Below are 16,584 nucleotides of genomic sequence, written 5' to 3'. Positions count from 1 at the left end.
CGCCGGGCGTGCCCGCCCGACGAGCCCCCGGGGCCGGGAAGCGGCCTCGGCGGCAGGACACCGCGGGCGGCTGCCCTCCACGCCTACAGGGCCTAGCGGCAGCCGTCGGCCGCTTCGATCAGGCGCGCGGCCTGGCCGAGGGCCTCGCGCAGCACCGCCGGGTCGGTGACCTCGCCGGCGCCCCCGGGCGGCAGGAGCCAGCCGACCGGGCGGGGCCCGTCACCGGCCGGCTCGGGGAGTGCCGGCAGCTCGGGGATGCGCAGGCCGCGCCCCGAGGTCTGCGTACAGGCGCTGCCCGGCATGTCCCAGGCCGCCGCCGTGCCCGGCGGCACGAGGAAGCCGAGGGTGTCGCAGGCGCCGTCGTGCAGGACGGGGCCGACGACGGGGGTCCCGCCGCGGCGGAGGATGTCCACGGCCTCCAGACCCTGGCGGACCGGCACGGTCACCAGGTCACAGGGCTCGGCGTGCGGGGCACTGGCGTCCGGGGTGGGTGCGTGCAGCGCGGTCGACTGCGATCCGATCTCCAACAAGGGACCCCTCCTCGCTCCTGAGAAGACACGTTCCGTCTCTCCGCATGGTTCAACGCCCGTCCACGTCAACGGCTACGGCGGCACGCCGCCGCAAAGGATGGCAGTTCATGGCAGATCGCGAGCGAGATATCCGATTTATGGCAAAACTCAGCGTGTGCGACCGGACACAGCAGGTACGTTTTGCCCCGCCGGAACACCGGCAGCACAGGAGAGGGCTCGGCCATGGCGGTGTCAGGGGCAGTTCCCAATCTCGCCTTCCGCCGGCTCCGCGGGCAGCACTCGCCGGCGGAGTTCGCCGCGGCGGTCCGGCGGGCGGCGCGGGAGATCGGCGAGCGGGTCGCGTGCGACGCCCGCTACATCGGGCGCGTGGAGGCGGGCGAGATCCGCTGCCCCAACTACGCGTACGAGCGGGTGTTCCTGCACATGTTCCCCGGTCTCTCCCTGGCGGACCTGGGCTTCTCGGCGCGAGAGGCGGTACGCGGCCGACGGCCCCTCGTCTCGGCCGGGGCGCCCCCGCCCGCCATCACGACCCGGAACGATGAGGAGAGCGACGTGCTGCGTCGCGCATTCATGACGAGCGGTACCGCCACCCTGGCGGCCGCCTCGCTGGGACTCGGCGGCACGGCCGTCGCGATCCCCGCCCCTCGCGGGGCCCACAGGATCGGCGAGACCGAGGTCCGCGCCGTCGAGGAAGCCGTACGGCAGATCCGGCTCCTCGACGACCGGCACGGCGCCGACGGCCTGTACAAGGCGGCCGCTCAGCCCCTGCGGGCCGCGTACGCCCTGCTCGACGCGGGCACGACGGCCCGCCGCTCCACCGAGGACCGGCTGCACGCCGGCGCCGGGGAGCTCGCGATCTCCGTCGGCTGGCTGGCCCACGACTCCGGCCGGTTCGACGACGCCCGCTCCCACTACGCGGAGGCCCTCGCCACCGCGCGCGTGGCGGGCGATCCCGCCCTGGAGGCACACGCCTTCTGCAACACGTCGTTCCTGGCCAGGGACGCGGGACGGTACCGGGAGGCGGTCCGCGCCGCCCAGGCGGGGCTGCGGGCGGCACAGCCGCTCTCCTCCGCCCGGCTGCTCTCCCTCCTCTCCCTGCGGGAGGCGGGTGCCTGGGCCGGACTCGGTGACCGGGCCGCCTGCGAGCAGGCCCTCGGCCGCGCGCACACCGAATTCGCCCGCGGACAGGGCGAGGGGGACCCGGAGTGGATGTCCTTCTTCGGGGAGCCGGAGCTGGAGGCGCTGGAGGCCGGGTGCTGGTCGGAGCTGGGCGACTGGGGCCGCGCGGCCCGCCACGCCCATCGCGCGACCGTCCTCCAGAACCCCCACTTCGCCCGCAACCTCGCCCTCTACCGGGCCCAGCTGGCGAGCGACCTGGCCCACGCGGGCCGCCCGGACGAGGCGGCGGCGGAGGCGCGGCGCGTGGTGGACTCGCTGGGCGACGTCCAGTCCTCCCGTATCCGCCGCATCCTGACGGAGACGGGCCGGGTCCTGGCGAACGTCCGCTGAACCGCCCGGCCCCGGGGCCCCGGCCACGGGAACACGGCTCCGTCAGCCGGTACGACAACCCCGGCTGCCACCGGAACGCCCGGTCCGCCCGGCCCCGGAACCCGGCCGCCGGACCGCCCAGGTTCCGTGGCGCCGCCGACAGTGCGGTGCTACTCCAGGTGCCCCGTGTCGTTCCAGCGTGCGAGGGCGGGCTTGCCGTACATCCAGCCCAGCACCGACAGGCTCGTCGGGTCGAGGCCGATGCGGGCACCGAAGGAGACGGGCTCGCCCAGCCAGCGCGCCGCGAGCGAGCGCAGGATGTGGCCGTGCGCGAAGACCAGCACGTCGCGGTCCGCGGACCGCGCCCACTCCACGACCTCGTCCGCCCGCGCCGTGACCTGCGCCAGGGTCTCCCCCTCCGGCACGCCGTCGCGCCACAGGAGCCAGCCGGGCTGGATCGCCTGGATCTCGGGCGGGGTCAGCCCTTCGTACGCCCCGTAGTCCCACTCCATCAACGCGTCCCAGTCCTGCGCCCGCTCGCCGAAGCCGGCGATCTCGCAGGTCTCACGCGCGCGTACCAGCGGGCTGGTGCGGACCTCCACGTCCGGCAGGCCGTTCCACGGCGACCGGTGCAGCCGCTCGCCGAGCAGCTTGGCGCCGCGCCGGCCCTCGTCGAGCAGGGGGATGTCCGTCCTGCCGGTGTGCCGGCCGCTCAGCGACCATTCGGTCTGGCCGTGCCGGGCGAGCAGCATGCGCGGGGGTGCCATGAAGGCCCTCCAGGGGTTCACGTATCGGGTGCACCACCATCATCCCGCACATGAATTCGCAGCGTCGCCCGGGCGACGCGGGACCGCCGGTCACCCGGTCCGCGGCACGGCCGGGAGCGCCGCCGAGCGGGAACCGCAACCGAATGTCAGTGGCGGATGGGAGACTTCCGCGGGTGAGCGCATCCCTGGACAGCGGAGCTCCTCTCCCTCCGCAGACGACACGACGGCACGGGGTCTCCCCCGCTCCGGTGAAGCCGAGAGTGTGGGAGAAACTCGCCGAGCTGCGCGGCCCCGCCGTGGTCCCGCACCCACTGGACGCGCGGGCGCTGGCGGCGCTCGCCGCCAACCCGGGCTGCAGACGGCGCGCGCTGCTCGACGGCGCCGGGGTGGACAAGACGGCGCTCGCGGCGAAGCTCGGATCGCCCGCCGCCTTCGGGCAGTCGCAGTTCGCGTTCATGCGGGGCAACGCCTTCGAGGCGAAGGTCAAGGCCGACGGCGGGCGCGAGCTGCTGCGGCTGCTCGGCATCGAGGAGCCCGGGTCGGTCCAGGTTCCCGACCTGGCGGCGGCCGGCCCCGAGGGTCGCGCCGCCCGCACCTCGCTCGCGCTGCGCGAGGCGACCGCCGCCGGGCGCTGGGCGCTGCTCGACCACCCGATGCTGGCCCTGGAGGTGGCGGGCTCCCCCGCGTATCTGGAGCCGGACGCCGTGGTGGTGCACCCCGACGGCCGGTGGACGGTCGTGGAGATCAAGTCCTTCCCGATGATCGACGGTTCCGCGGACGCCTCCAAGGTGGGCGCCGCCGCCCGCCAGTCGGCGGTGTACGTGCTGGCCCTGGAGCGGGTCGCGGCGCTGACCGAGGGCGCCGAGGTGGCGCACAGCGTGCTCCTCGTCTGCCCGAAGGACTTCTCCAACCTGCCGACGGCCTCGGTCGTCGACGTGCGCAAGCAGCTGTCGGTGACCCGCCGGCAGCTGACCCGGCTCACCCGGATCGAGGACATCGCGGCCGCGCTGCCGGAGGGCGTCACCTTCGACGTGGAGGCCTGCTCCGCGGAGGAGCTGACGGCCGCGGTGGAGTCCGTTCCGCACGCGTACGCGCCGGAGTGCCTGTCCGCCTGCGAGCTGGCCTTCCACTGCCGGGAGCGGGCCCGGCAGGCGGGCGTGGTGGAGACGCTGGGCCGTTCCGTACGGGGCGAGTTGGGCGGGCTGACCACGGTCGAGGCGGTCCTGGCGGCGGCCCGCGGCGAGGAGGGCGACCCGGACGACCCGACGGTCGAGGCGCTGCGCCGGGCGCACGCGCTGCGCGGCGAGGCGATCGCGGCGAGCCGGGGAGGCGGCTCATGTCTCTGATCGCCACCCTCGCCCGCCTGGAGGCCGTCGAGTCCGGGCGGGCCCAGCCGCTGGCCACGGTCCGCCACCGGCACGTCGCGGAGCGGCCGCTCGTCCTCGTACCGCTGACCACGGCCGGTGAGGCGGGTGCGCCGCTCGGCGCGCTGGTCGGCACCGACCGCGAGGAGCCGCGGCTCCTGGTGGTCGCGCAGCCGCGCGACCGGGACCTGCGGTTCGCCTTCCTCGCCGACCTGGCCGAGGAAGTCCTGCCGTACATCGACTCGTTCACCGACCTCGTCGAGGCGGCGGAGCGGAACGAGACCGACCCCGAGACCGGGAAGAAGGTCAAGGTCGAGGTCGAGCTGTGCTCCGACGCGCCGCAGCTGATCGTGCCGAGCCGGGCGGGCGTCGAGTACGTACGGCTCCTGGGGCGGTCGATGCGGTTCCGGCGGACGGCCGAGCAGGACCCGGAGACGCCGTTCCCCGCGCCGCCGCGCGTGCCGCTGCTCGGCCGGTGGCTGACGCACTTCGGCGAGCGGGCCCGTGTGCCGGGTTCCTCGCTGCTGCTCACGGCGACGGATCTGCTGAACCGCCACTGGGCGACGGGCCAGTCCTCCCTGGAGGACCAGCATCTCGGTGCGCTGCTCGCCTGGGTCGACCCCGACGGCGCGGGGGTCCCCCCGGCGGAGCGAGGGGGAGAGTCGGGGGCGGAGGCGGCGCAGCGGGCCGAGCTCGGGCGGGACCGCGACGGGCAGTTGCTCTGCCCACCGGCCGGTCCCGCGACCGACCCGGCCTTCGACAACCGGCTGCTGGCGCCCGCCATCGAGCGTTTCGACCGGGCCCGGCAGGCGCTGGCCTCGGCCGAGGACGGCGAGACGGCCGACGAGCGGCTGGGCGAACTGCACCGCGCCGAGGGGGAGATCCGCCGGCTGATCCTCTCGCAGCTCACGCCGACCTGGCACGCGGTGTGGCGCGCCCTCGACCTGCTGCGGGAGCTTCCCGAGGGGGCCCGGGTGGCGGACCGCTGGACCCGCGACCGCTGGTCGTTCACCGGCCACCGCGACCGGGTCACCGCCGGTGAGCCGCCGCAGCCCCGCCGCGACGACGCGGTCTCGGCGGCGCAGAAGCTGGCCGCGCGCGAGTCGGCGCAGGGCCAGTTGGAGGCGCAGGAGGCCCTGGACGATCCGCTGGTGATGGCGGGGCGGCGGCTCTCGGGCGAGGCGTTCGTCGCGGAGGTGGTGGACGTGACCATGGCCTGGTCGGAGTCGAAGCGCCCGTCGCCGCGCCCGCTGCTCACGGTCCGCACGGACGACCGCCCGCACCTGGGCGCGGGCGTCAGGGCGTACCGGTCGCTCGAAGGAAAGCCGCAGACCGTGGAGTTCGTACGGTACGAGGAGGACGGCTCGCTCGTGCTGCGGGTCACCGACCGGATGGGCCGGTCCAAGGAGCCCGCGGAGGGATCGGTCCCGGAGAAGGGCGAGCGGATCGCCTGGACGCTCTTCGAGCACGACCAGCGGGTGGGCGCGAAGCTTCCCGACCCGGAGGAGACGCCCTGGACGCACGGCGGGCCGCCGCGCTCCGACGTCGCCGAACTGCCCGACGCCGCGACGCCGGAGGACCTGCTGTGAGCCCCGATGGATTCGACCCGTCCGCGGAGGCCGCGCGGGCCACGGCGGGCATCCTGGCCGACACCCTGCACGGGGACGCCCGGGGCGTCGTCGTGGACTCCCCGCCGGGCGCGGGCAAGTCGACGCTCGTGGTCCGCGCGGCCCTCGAACTGGCGGAGGCCGGACGGCCGTTGATGGTGGTCGCGCAGACGAACGCGCAGGTGGACGACCTGGTGCTGCGGCTCGCGAAGAAGCAGCCGGACCTGCCGGTGGGGCGGCTGCACTCCAACGACAGCGATCCGTACGACAAGGCGCTCGACGACCTGGAGAACGTACGGAAGTCGTCGAAGGCGGGGGATCTCGCGGGCCTGGACGTGGTCATCTCGACGGCGGCGAAGTGGGCGCACGTGAAGAACGTCGAGCCGTGGGCGCACGCCATCGTGGACGAGGCGTACCAGATGCGCTCGGACGCGCTGCTCGCGGTGGCGGGGCTCTTCGAGCGGGCGCTGTTCGTGGGCGACCCGGGGCAGTTGGACCCGTTCTCGGTGGTCGGCGCGGAGCAGTGGGCGGGGCTGTCGTACGACCCGTCGGCGAGCGCCGTCTCGACGCTGCTCGCGCACAACCCGGAGCTGCCGCAGCACCGGCTGCCGGTGTCCTGGCGGCTGCCGGCGTCGGCGGCTCCGCTGGTCTCCGACGCGTTCTACCCGTACACCCGGTTCCGCAGCGGTACGGGCCCCGGCGAGCGGCGGCTCGCGTTCGGGGTGGCGTCGGACGGATCGGGTCCCGACCGGGTCCTGGACGAGGCGGCGGAGTCGGGCTGGGGCCTGCTGGAGCTCCCCGCCCGGCACACCCCGCGCACGGATCCCGAGGCGGTGGGGGCGGTGGCGCTGGTGGTGCGCCGGCTCCTGGACCGGGGCGGCGTGACCGTCTCGGAGCTCCCCCCGGCTCTCGGCTCCGCCCAGGCCCCGCCGCCCGACCGGGTCCCGCTGACGCCCGACCGGATCGCGGTCGGCACCGCGCACCGCGACCAGGCGGCGGCGGTCCGGGCGGCGCTGGCGGAGCTGGGCGTCTCGGGCGTGACCGTGGACACGGCGAACCGCCTGCAGGGCCGGGAGTACGACGTGACGGTCGTCCTCCACCCCCTGTCGGGCCGCCCGGACGCCACGGCCTTCCACCTGGAGACGGGCCGCCTGTGCGTGCTGGCCTCCCGCCACCGCCACGCCTGCATCGTGGTCTGCCGCGCGGGGGTCGCCGATCTCCTGGACGACCACCCCTCGACGGAGCCGGTGCAGCTGGGGGTCACGGTCAAGTTCCCGGACGGCTGGGAGGCCAACCACGCGGTCCTCTCCCACCTGGCGGAGCACCGCGTGGCCTGGCGGCCCTGAGAGTCAGGCCTTCGTGGCGGCGGGCCGGGCCTCCCGGGCCGCGGCCGCGAGGGTGAGGAGTTCGTCGACCGGCCACTGGTCGTCGGCGTGTTCGCCGTACTTCACGGCGGCGACGCGGCCGTCCGGGGTGATCAGGAAGTCCGCGGGCAGGCCGAGCCGTCCGCCCCGCGGTCGGCGCACCGGCGGGCGTGCCCGTCCGCGCAGCAGCTCCCAGGTGCCGAGGAGCACGGCCCGGGCGATCGGTCCCCAGGCCCGCGGGGAGAGCAGCGACCGGGGCGAGGACTCGACGCCGAAGGCCGCGTAGAGCCGCTTGTCGGGGTCGGCGACGACCGGGAACGGCAGGCCGTCCAGGTGCGGGTGGAGCTCCGCGGGGGGCGAGTGGAAGACCACGACCTCGCGGATTCCGGCCGCCTCGATCTCCGCGTGCCGGCGGACCACCGACCGCAGGTGGAGGTGGCAGACCGGGCAGCCGGCGAAGCGGCGGAACTGCAGATGGACGAGACGCTCGGGGTCCGGCACGGAGACCGGGGGGCCGAGGACCGGTTCGAGCGCGCGGGCGGCGGCGGGAGTGGTGGCGCCGGGCATGAGCATGGAAGACCTCCACGTAGGCGTACGGCGTACTCCTATCAGCGTAGGCGTATGCCGTACGCTGTCAACCCATGCCCCGCCCTCGCTCCCTCACCCAGGAACACCTGGCCGTCGCCGCGCTCGCCGTCATCGACCGCGACGGGCTCGCCGGCCTGTCGATGCGGACCGTCGCCAAGGAACTGGGCATGAGCACCATGGGGCTCTACCGGTACGTCGCCGACCGCGACGAGCTGGAGGGGCTCGTCGTCGAGCGCGTCCTGAGCTCCGTCGACCCGACTCCGCCCGACGCCGACACGCCCTGGCGGGAGCGGATCGAGGTCATGGTCCGGCGGCTGCGCGACAGCGTCGGCGCACACCCGGCCGCCGTCCCGCTGACACTCACCCACCGGCACCGGCTGCCGGGGCTGCTGCGCTGGTCGGAGTCGGTGCTCGGGCTCCTGGCCGAGGCCGGGATCGAGGGCGACCGGCGGGTCGTCGCGCTGCGCGGCCTGATCGGCTACGTCGTCGGGGCGATACAGCTCGAACACCTGGGGTCCCTCGCGGGCCCGGGCACGACCGCCATCGCCGAACTGCCCCAGGACCGCTTCCCGTACATGGCGCAGGCCGCCCGAGACGCGGCCGGTGTCGACCCCGAACGGGAGTTCTTCGGCGGACTCGGGGTCTACCTCCGCGGCCTGGGCGACTGACCGCGGACCCGCCCTCTTGCGCGAGGCGGGACAATGGAAGCGGCCCGGGTGTCCGGGCCGCGTGTGTGCGAGGAGGAGAAGGACGATGGCGGAATCCGCGGAGCGGAACGGACAACGGCGGCTCCGGCCCGCACCGCTGGTCTTCGAGCCCGCCGAGGCGACCGCCGACCCGGAGCACTTCTTCGACCTGGAGTCCATCGAGGACCCGCGTGAACTGCTGGCGCGCGCGACCGAGCTGACGCTCGCGTTCCGCGCGGCGACGGACCGGGCGATCGAGTTCCAGGCGATGGCGGCGGCCCAGCTCGCCGACCCGCGGCGCTTCGACCGCCTGACCGCGGCGGACGTCGCCGAGCGGGCGGAGTGGACGGAGGACTACGCGCGCCGCATGATCGACTTCGGCCACGACCTCCTCCGTACGGCCGGCACCCCGACGGACGACTAGCCCGGACGGACGACCGGCCCTGACGGACGCCCGGCTCGAAGGCGCGCCCGACGCGGAGTCGCCACACGCCCCCGCCACGCGCCCCCGCCACCACCCCCTGGCATATGCCGGTGCGAAAGATACTCCCCTCGCACCACCCTTGTCCGGGTTTCCGGCAACACACGGAATCTGTTTCGTCACAGACGGTAGACCTGACGTCATGACCGCATGGCTGCGAGACGAGACACCCCTGAGCCCCGCCCAGAGCGACGCCGACGAGCGGCGGGCCGACCGGCACGACATCTTCCGGTTCCTCCGGGACGCGGACGACCGCCGCCACCACTCCGCGCACGTCACCGCCGCCGGCGCCGACTGGCTCGCCTCCGCCGCCTCGTATCCGCGCTCCACGCTCGCGCTCTGGGAGTCCCGGCCCGCCGCCCCCGCCGTCCTCCCCTGCGGGACCGCCTTCGACGTCGTGAACGTGGACACGATCTTCGGCCGCCGGATGCTCGACCGGCTCTGGGCGGAGGGCCCGGGCTCCGGGCCCGTCGCCGTCCACCGGGGCCGGATGCTGCTCTTCGCCGCGCCCGGCACCGCCCAGCGGTTACCCGCCCTGCTGCACTGGGAGGAGTGGGGCGAAGCCGTTCCGCCGCCGCTCTGTCACGGGACCGGCGACGCCATCACGATCCCCCCGCTCACGCCCCTCCAGGCCACCGGGCCCCGCTGGGTGGTCGCCCCCGACACCCGCCATCCCTGGCTGCCGGGCCCCGAGGTCATGCTCTGGGCGTGCGTCCGGGCGGCCCGTACCGCCTCCGCCGCCGACGTGCGGATTTCGATTTTTCCTCCCGCCGATCAGGATGCTAAGGTCTACGACGTCAGCAGGCGCCGCTAGCTCAGTTGGTTAGAGCAGCTGACTCTTAATCAGCGGGTCCGGGGTTCGAGTCCCTGGCGGCGCACAGACGGAGAAGCCCCTCGCGGAAGCGAGGGGCTTTCTCGTTGCGGCAGGTCGGCGGCGTCGGCGGCCCGGCCGCCGCGCGCCCGTCACAGCGATGGTTCCGGCACCGTCACCTTCACCGTCCACGCCCCCGCCGGGGTCCGGTCGGCCACCTCCACACGCGTGCCGTCCTCCGGCACCGTGAACGTCTCGCCCACGCGCAGCGGCGCGTCCGCCAGTGGCGGATACACCGAGCGGTCCCAGCAGGCCTCGGTCCGCGGGTGGGTGTCCACGACCTCGATCGGGCCCTCCCCGGACGCCGCCTCGTTCCGTACGCGGTAGATCAGCACGCCCTCCGTACAGGTGTCCCGGTCGTTGCCGGTCGAACCGCGCGCCTCGATCGCGAGCACCGTGCCGGGACCCGTCCGTACGACCGCGAGGCGGTTGCCGACCGTGCCGCCCGCCACCGGCTGCGCCGCCAGCGGCTCCAGGCTGAAGAGCCGGGCGCCCGGACCCTGGACGCAGGTCACCTGGCTCCGCTCCAGCCAGCCCAGCTTCCACTTGTGCCAGCCGAACGGCTCCGGTGCGAGACCGAACTGGCTGCCCATGACGTCCCAGTCCCCCACATGGGTGTCCCAGTCGCCCTTGCCGTCCATGGGCCGGTGATAGAGGTCCGGCAGGTCGAAGACGTGCCCGGTCTCGTGTGCCAGCACGTTCCGGTCCGGCGGATGCCGCTCGAAGACGGTGACGACCCGCTTGATCTCCTTGCCGTCCACCCTGATCGGATGCTCCAGGTTGACGACCTTGGTGGCGTCGGAGTCGACACCCGGGGCGTCGGGGTCCGCGACCAGATAGACGACGTCGAACCGCGAGAAGTCGACCTTCTTGTCGGCCGCCGCGACCGCGTCGCGCAGATACGCCGTCCGCTTCGCCGCGTCCCAGTCACGCCGTATGGCGTAGGCCGTCGAGTCCTGCGGCATCGTCGTCCACTCCGTCCCGGTGTGTGGACGCAGCGCGAACCGCCCGTACGAGGCGCTCCGGAAGAAGTCGCTCGTGCCGGGGAAGTGGTCGGCGGCGAGCTCGGCGGGGGTGGTCAGCGGGGTGGAGTCGGGGAACGCCAGAAAGATCATGACCGCGTCGAGCGAGCGCACGGGCTGGGGATAGGCGCGGTTCCAGGTGTCCAGGCCGAGGGAGTGGTGCGCGGCGGTACGGGGCAGGGCGCACGGCCCGCCCGAGGGGGCGCCCACGGCGGGGCCCGCCACGAGCCCGGTCGCGGCGAGTGCCACGAGGGAGGTGAAGGCCGCTGCGGAGGCACGCAGCCTCGCGCGGTCCACTCCCCCGGGTGGCTGCTGACCCCTCACGTGGACCTCCGGCTGCCGAATGCGGGACTCCTCACCCACCTTGTGACGGTTTGGGGTGTTTCGCACTTTTCCGCTGCCCCAGTCGGGTGAGCGGGCGACACGAGGTCGACGCGACACGAGCCGTCAATGACTCACGGAACGTCACAATCGGTCAGGCCCCCGACGTCCCGCGTCAGACCCGCGCAGAAACGATCGGCCGGGCCCTGTCGGGGAGAGGCTCACGGCCTCCGCCGGGCCGGAGGGCGCCCATGAAGCTGGAACGGCCCCGGGCCCAGCCTCTATGATCGGCACACTTTCCTTGGCCGACCCATCCCGACCACGTTTGTACGGCCCAACTGCACTACGGGAGCGAGCGGTGAGCGGAACCCCCGAAGAACCGGTGCACAGCCAGCTCTCGCCCGCACGGGAGCCCGCGCCTCCGATCACGGAGCGTCATCACGAGCTTCCGGTCGACGCAGAGATCCGCGACTACCGCGCCGCCTTCCGCGCCGCGCAGCTCGCCATGGCCGTCGTCGACCAGGACGGGCTCGTCGTCTCCGCGAACGACGCCCTCGGCTCGCTCTTCGGCACCGAGGCCGGCGCGCTCCGCGAGCAGGCCGCCGCCGACCTCGTCGACCTCGCCTCCGACGGCCGCACCTGGCACGCGTATCGCGAGGTGCTGGGCGGCCGCCGCTCCCGCTTCCGCTGCACGCGCCGGCTCAAGCACCCCGACGGGCGCTCGCTGTGGGCCGAGGTCACCGTCTCCCCCGTACCCGACAGCCCCCGTGTCCTGCTCTCCGTCGCGGACATCAGCGACCGGCGCGAGCTGCAGGCCCGCCTGCGCCACCTCCAGATGCACGACCCGGTCACCCGGCTGCCCAACCGCACCCTGTTCTTCGAGCGGCTCTCGGCCGCGCTGGAGGCCGCGGCCTCCCAGGACGAGGAGACGTCGGAGTTCGGATCACCGCACCCGACGCACCCCTCGTACGAGTCCCACCGCACCCACCAGTCGTACGAGTCGTACGAGTCCTACGGGGATGGCGGAACAGGGCGGATCGGTCTCTGCTACCTCGACCTCGACGGGTTCAAGGCGGTCAACGACACCCTCGGGCACCGGGTGGGAGACCGTCTTCTCGCCGCCGTGGCCGCCCGTCTGACGGAGTGTGCGGACAACGACGGATACACCAGGAGCGGCGGGCATCTGGTCGCGCGGCTCGGCGGGGACGAGTTCGCCATCCTCGTCGAGGACTCCACGGGCACCGAACAGCTCGCGGATCTGGCACAGTCCGTCCTCTGCGCGCTCCAGCGGCCCTTCGACCTGGCCGGGCAGCGGCTCTCCGTCTCCGCCTCGATCGGGGTGGTGGAGCGGGGCGCCCGCGGGACGACCGCGACGGGACTGATGCAGGCCGCCGACACCACGCTGTACTGGGCGAAGGCCGACGGCAAGGCCCGCTGGACCCTCTTCGACCCCGAGCGCAACGCCCACCGGATGACACGGCAGGCGCTCTCCTCCACCCTCCGCCCGGCCGTGGAGCGCGGGGAGTTCGCGCTGGAGTACCAGCCGCTGGTCGGGCTCGCGGACGGCGCGGTGCACGGGGTCGAGGCGCTGGTGCGCTGGAACCACCCGCAGTTCGGCACGCTCGCGCCGAATCGGTTCGTCGGGATCGCCGAGGAGGACGGCTCGATCGTCGAGCTGGGGCGGTGGGTGCTGCGCACGGCGTGCACCCAGGCCCGGCAGTGGCAGAAGGACCACCCGCGCGAGCGGCCGCTGTTCGTGAGCGTCAACGTGGCCGTCCGGCAGGTCTGGGACTCCGACCTGGTGGCGGACGTGGCGGGCATCCTGACGGACACCGGCCTCGCTCCGCATCTGCTCCAGCTGGAGCTGACCGAGTCCGCGGTGATGGGCTCGGCGGGCCGCCCGCTCCAGGCGCTCCAGGCGCTCAGCGACATGGGTGTGCGGATCGCCATCGACGACTTCGGCACCGGCTACTCGAACCTGGCCTATCTGAGCCGGCTCCCGGTCTCCGTCCTGAAACTCGACGGATCGTTCGTCCGCGGCTTCCAGGACGAGGCGCACGCCAACCCGGCGGACGAGCTGATCGTGGAGGCCCTGGTCCAGCTGGCCCACCGGCTGGGTCTGACGGTCACCGCCGAGTGCGTGGAGACCTCGGGGCAGGCGACCCGGCTGCGGCGCATCGGCTGTGACACGGGGCAGGGCTGGCTCTACTCCCGCGCGGTGGCCCCTGACCGCATCGCGGAACTGATCGGGACCTCACCGCTCGCGGTCTGAGCCCTCCCGCGTCCACCGGCATGGAACTGCCCCCGGCCGGGGGACATCCGGGCGGGGGCAGTGGTCATGTGGTGCTCAGCGGGGAGCTAGCAGGCGCCCTGGTCCTTCCAGACGCCCCACTCGCCGGTCGTTCCCGGCGCCTCGTTCTGGGTCCACCACTGGGCCAGCCACTTGCGGCCGTTGTGGGAGACCACGCTGCCACCGGTGTAGATGTTGCCCGCCACGTACGCCGGGACGGAGCCGCAGCCGGTCGGAGGCGTCGTCGGCGGGGTCGTGGGCGGGGTCGTGGGCGGCGTGGTCGGAGGCGTGGTCGGAGGAGTCGTCGGCGGGGTGGTCGGCGGGACGGTGGTGCCGCCGAGCGCGTCGCTGATCTGGTTCAGCAGCGTGATGTTGTTGTCCAGGCCGAGGAGCGAGTACATCATCGCGCCGGCCAGGCCGCGCTGCTTGCCGTAGTCCACCCGCGCCTGGACGGACCGCTGGTTCAGGCCGGTGAAGAACTCGCCGTCCTTGTAGAAGTAGGAGGACTTGGCCTGGTCGTCCCAGAAGGTGGTCGCCGCGTTGTCGACGATGCCGCCGAGCTCCTTGTAGTGGGCGATGCCGGCCTGCTGGCTGAGCGGACGGGCGTTGGAGCCGCCGGTCGCGCTCTGGGCGAGACCGTTGGCGCTGCCCGCCGGGACGCCCTTCCAGCCGCGGTAGTAGAACTCGTAGCCGAGCGTCAGCTTGTTGGCCGGGAAGCCGCCGGCGATGCCGTAGGCCGGCTTGCCGTCGATCCAGGAGTCGATCGCGTTGTCGATCGAGTACTTCTCGGTGCCCGGTGCGATGGGGTCGGTCGGGTCGTTCGAGCCGGAGTACAGCGGGGACTGGTGGTACGTCGGCCCGTCGCCGTCCCAGGCGCCGTGCATGTCGTACGTCATGATGTTCGCGTAGTCGAGGTACGCGCCGATCTTGTCCGTCTCGATGTACTTGATCTTGTCCTGGCCGGCCGGCAGCGCCGCGGTCAGCAGGTACTTCTTGCCGCCGTTGGCCGCGCCCTCGGCGTCGAGCTGCTTGCGGAACTCCTGCAGCAGGAGGGTGAAGTTCTGCTTGTCCTCGGGCCCGTAGTGGTTGCCCAGGTGGCCGCCGGAGGAGCCGGGGTACTCCCAGTCGATGTCGATGCCGTCGAAGATGCCGGCCGCGGCGCCGGCGCCGCCGAAGCCGCCCTCCACCGGGAGGTCGCCCTTGATGTACTGCTTGATGCAGGAGGCGACGAGCTTCTTGCGGGAGGCGTCGGTCTTCGCCGCGTCGTGGAAGAACTTGGAGTACGTCCAGCCGCCGAGCGAGATGTTGATCTTCAGGTGGGGGTACTTCGCCTTCAGCTCCTTGAACTGGTTGAAGACACCCACGATCGGCTGGTTCCACGTGTCGGCGACCCCGTCCACGCTGTCCGCCGCGCCGAAGGACTTCTGGTAGTCGGCGTACGAGTCACCGGCGCCGTCACCGGCGTTGGGGTTGTTGTCGTCGCCCGCCGCCTTGTTCGCCTCGAAACAGGTGAGGTCGGTGGGGTGGATGTTGCCGAACGAGTAGTTGATGATGTCCAACTTGCTCGCGATGCCCCGAGTGTCGAGGTGCTTGGGATGGAAGGCGTTCCCGTACACGCTCCACTGGTCGTAGTACGCGATGCGTACGTTGCCGTCGGAGGCGGCGGTCGCGGTCGTAGCGGTGTCGGCCGCCTGGGCGGAGCCGAGGCCGACGGTCGCGGCGAGGGCGCCTGCGGCGAGGGCCGTGCTCAGGAGCGCGGCGATCAAGGGCTTACGGGGGTGCACGTTCGGCCTCCGAGGGGTGACGCGAGACGGGAGTTGCTGAAGTGATAGCCCCTGGACGAACAGCAGGTCAATGGTCTGAACCAGATTGAGGACTAGACCAATTGACAGGAGAAAGCCCTTGTCAGAGAGGTGCAGCACAAAAACGAACCGCCCGCCACCACAGGTGACGAGCGGTTTAAGGTTCTATTAGGGGTGTCGGAGCCGGGTGTTCCGGTCCGAACCAACCGGCCCTCGACAGCCAGGTTTTACTCTGCCGGAACGCCGTCGTCCGGCATGCCGTAGGCGTCCGCGATCAACTCGTAGCTGCGCAGGCGGACATCGCCGCCGTGCGCGTTGGCCGTGATCATCAGCTCGTCGGCGCCGGTCCGCTTGCGCAGATCGTCCAGACCTGTCCGGACCTCGTCCGGGGTGCCGTGGACGATGTTCGCGAGCCAGCTGTCCACGAAGTCCCGTTCCGTCGGGCTGAAGGGGTACGCCTCCGCCTCCTCGGGCGTCGGGACGAGACCGGGCCGGCCCGTGCGCAGCCGCAGCATCGACAGCGCGCCCGTCATGACCTGACGGCGGGCCTCCTTCGGGGCCTCGTGGGCGAGCGCGGCGACGCCGATGAGCGCGTACGGCGCGTCGAGCACCTGTGAGGGACGGAAGGAGTCCCGGTAGAGGTCGAGCGCGGGGATCGTGTTCTGTGCCGAGAAGTGGTGGGCGAAGGCGAACGGCAGGCCGAGCGTCCCGGCGAGGCGCGCGCTGAAGCCGGAGGAGCCGAGCAGCCAGACCGGCGGGCGCCCGGAGGGCCCCTGCACCGGGCCGGGCACGGCGTGGATCCGGGCGTACGGGTGCCCGTCGGGGAAGTCGTCGTCCAGGAAGCGGGTCAACTCGGCGAGCTGCTGCGGAAAGTCCTCCGCGCCCTCGTTCAGCGTCCGGGTCCGGCGCAGCGCGGCGGCCGTGGCCCCGTCCGTGCCGGGTGCGCGGCCGAGGCCGAGGTCGACGCGGCCGGGGGCGAGGGCCTCCAGCGTGCCGAACTGCTCGGCGATCACCAGCGGGGCGTGGTTGGGCAGCATGACACCGCCCGAGCCGAGCCGGATGCGCCGGGTGTGGGCGGCGAGATGGGCCAGAATCACGGCCGGCGAGGAGGAGGCGACGCCGGGCATGGAGTGGTGCTCGGCGACCCAGTGGCGGTGGTAGCCGCGCCGTTCGGCGAGCTTGCTGATCTCGACGCTGGTGGCCAGCGCCTGGCCCGCGGTCCGCCCGCTGCCGACGGTCACCAGGTCCAGTACGGACAGCGGTACGGGCGAGTCCCCGTGTGCCGTGCCCCGAATCGCGTCGCTCACCGTGTGACGACCCTTCTGCCCATAGACGTACGTACGGAGGTGAGAACAGGAGGCTGTCTCCGCTTATTCCGCAGGAATGACCGGTTCAGCTTCGGG

At 73.2% G+C, this 16,584-nt stretch carries 14 protein-coding genes and 1 tRNA gene; 9 read left to right on the top strand and 6 right to left on the bottom strand.

Features of this window, described 5'->3' with window-relative positions:
* Positions 1-92: 92 nt before the first annotated feature.
* Positions 93-530 carry a hypothetical protein gene (locus M5362_RS23600; RefSeq protein ID WP_374214513.1) on the bottom strand — a complete coding sequence of 146 codons (438 nt, stop codon included), beginning with the start codon at positions 528-530 and terminating at the stop codon, positions 93-95.
* A gap of 222 nt (positions 531-752) precedes the next feature.
* On the opposite strand from M5362_RS23600, the gene M5362_RS23595 reads away from it, so the two are divergent.
* Positions 753-2,039 carry a tetratricopeptide repeat protein gene (locus tag M5362_RS23595; protein WP_260229707.1) on the top strand — a complete coding sequence of 429 codons (1,287 nt, stop codon included), beginning with the start codon at positions 753-755 and terminating at the stop codon, positions 2,037-2,039.
* A gap of 149 nt (positions 2,040-2,188) precedes the next feature.
* Here M5362_RS23595 and M5362_RS23590 read toward each other — a convergent pair whose 3' ends face one another.
* On the bottom strand, positions 2,189-2,785 hold the full coding sequence (locus M5362_RS23590) for a histidine phosphatase family protein (protein ID WP_260229706.1): 597 nt from the start codon (positions 2,783-2,785) through the stop codon (positions 2,189-2,191).
* Positions 2,786-2,958: 173 nt separating this feature from the next.
* On the opposite strand from M5362_RS23590, the gene M5362_RS23585 reads away from it, so the two are divergent.
* The 3 genes from M5362_RS23585 to M5362_RS23575 are packed head-to-tail and all read left to right on the top strand — an operon-like array spanning position 2,959 to position 7,102.
* The gene (locus M5362_RS23585; RefSeq protein ID WP_260229705.1) at positions 2,959-4,131 is read left to right on the top strand and encodes a hypothetical protein; all 1,173 of its coding nucleotides are present in this window, start codon (positions 2,959-2,961) and stop codon (positions 4,129-4,131) included.
* The gene (locus M5362_RS23580; RefSeq protein ID WP_260229704.1) at positions 4,122-5,738 is read left to right on the top strand and encodes a hypothetical protein; all 1,617 of its coding nucleotides are present in this window, start codon (positions 4,122-4,124) and stop codon (positions 5,736-5,738) included. Before M5362_RS23585 ends, M5362_RS23580 begins: the two co-directional genes overlap by 10 nt.
* Positions 5,735-7,102, top strand: coding sequence for an AAA family ATPase (locus M5362_RS23575; protein WP_260229703.1), 1,368 nt, complete (start codon positions 5,735-5,737; stop codon positions 7,100-7,102). The genes M5362_RS23580 and M5362_RS23575 overlap by 4 nt, the downstream gene beginning before the upstream one ends.
* A 3-nt stretch (positions 7,103-7,105) precedes the next feature.
* Here the strand turns inward: M5362_RS23575 and M5362_RS23570 are convergent, their stop codons facing one another.
* Positions 7,106-7,693, bottom strand: coding sequence for a peroxiredoxin-like family protein (locus tag M5362_RS23570; RefSeq protein ID WP_374214512.1), 588 nt, complete (start codon positions 7,691-7,693; stop codon positions 7,106-7,108).
* 68 nt (positions 7,694-7,761) lie between these two features.
* On the opposite strand from M5362_RS23570, the gene M5362_RS23565 reads away from it, so the two are divergent.
* From M5362_RS23565 to M5362_RS23550, 4 genes are all read left to right on the top strand, one after another.
* Positions 7,762-8,376 (top strand): TetR/AcrR family transcriptional regulator, encoded by a 615-nt coding sequence (locus tag M5362_RS23565; protein WP_260229702.1) that lies wholly within the window; start codon positions 7,762-7,764, stop codon positions 8,374-8,376.
* A gap of 85 nt (positions 8,377-8,461) precedes the next feature.
* Complete coding sequence (locus tag M5362_RS23560) at positions 8,462-8,818, top strand: hypothetical protein (protein WP_260229701.1); 357 nt, start codon at positions 8,462-8,464, stop codon at positions 8,816-8,818.
* A gap of 199 nt (positions 8,819-9,017) precedes the next feature.
* Positions 9,018-9,689 carry a bifunctional DNA primase/polymerase gene (locus M5362_RS23555; protein ID WP_260229700.1) on the top strand — a complete coding sequence of 224 codons (672 nt, stop codon included), beginning with the start codon at positions 9,018-9,020 and terminating at the stop codon, positions 9,687-9,689.
* Positions 9,680-9,753, top strand: a tRNA-Lys gene (locus tag M5362_RS23550). The genes M5362_RS23555 and M5362_RS23550 overlap by 10 nt, the downstream gene beginning before the upstream one ends.
* Positions 9,754-9,838: 85 nt before the next feature.
* Here the strand turns inward: M5362_RS23550 and M5362_RS23545 are convergent.
* Positions 9,839-11,092, bottom strand: a complete 1,254-nt coding sequence (locus tag M5362_RS23545; RefSeq protein WP_260229699.1) for a M6 family metalloprotease domain-containing protein — start codon at positions 11,090-11,092, stop codon at positions 9,839-9,841.
* A 355-nt stretch (positions 11,093-11,447) separates the two neighbouring features.
* Here M5362_RS23545 and M5362_RS23540 point away from each other — a divergent pair, with 355 nt between their 5' ends.
* Positions 11,448-13,361: a putative bifunctional diguanylate cyclase/phosphodiesterase gene (locus tag M5362_RS23540; protein ID WP_374214511.1), complete on the top strand. Its 1,914-nt coding sequence runs from the start codon at positions 11,448-11,450 to the stop codon at positions 13,359-13,361.
* A gap of 86 nt (positions 13,362-13,447) precedes the next feature.
* On the opposite strand, the gene M5362_RS23535 is transcribed toward M5362_RS23540, so the two are convergent.
* Together M5362_RS23535 and M5362_RS23530 are read right to left on the bottom strand one after the other, a co-directional pair.
* The gene (locus tag M5362_RS23535) at positions 13,448-15,163 is read right to left on the bottom strand and encodes a glycosyl hydrolase family 18 protein (protein WP_260229698.1); all 1,716 of its coding nucleotides are present in this window, start codon (positions 15,161-15,163) and stop codon (positions 13,448-13,450) included.
* A 245-nt stretch (positions 15,164-15,408) separates the two neighbouring features.
* A complete protein-coding gene (locus M5362_RS23530; RefSeq protein WP_260229697.1) occupies positions 15,409-16,488 on the bottom strand; it encodes an LLM class flavin-dependent oxidoreductase in 1,080 nt (359 codons plus the stop codon).
* Positions 16,489-16,584 lie beyond the last annotated feature (96 nt).

The organism is Streptomyces sp. Je 1-79 (genome assembly GCF_025195125.1).
Classification (GTDB): Bacteria; Actinomycetota; Actinomycetes; order Streptomycetales; family Streptomycetaceae; genus Streptomyces.
This window is presented reverse-complemented; position numbering and strand designations above follow the sequence as displayed.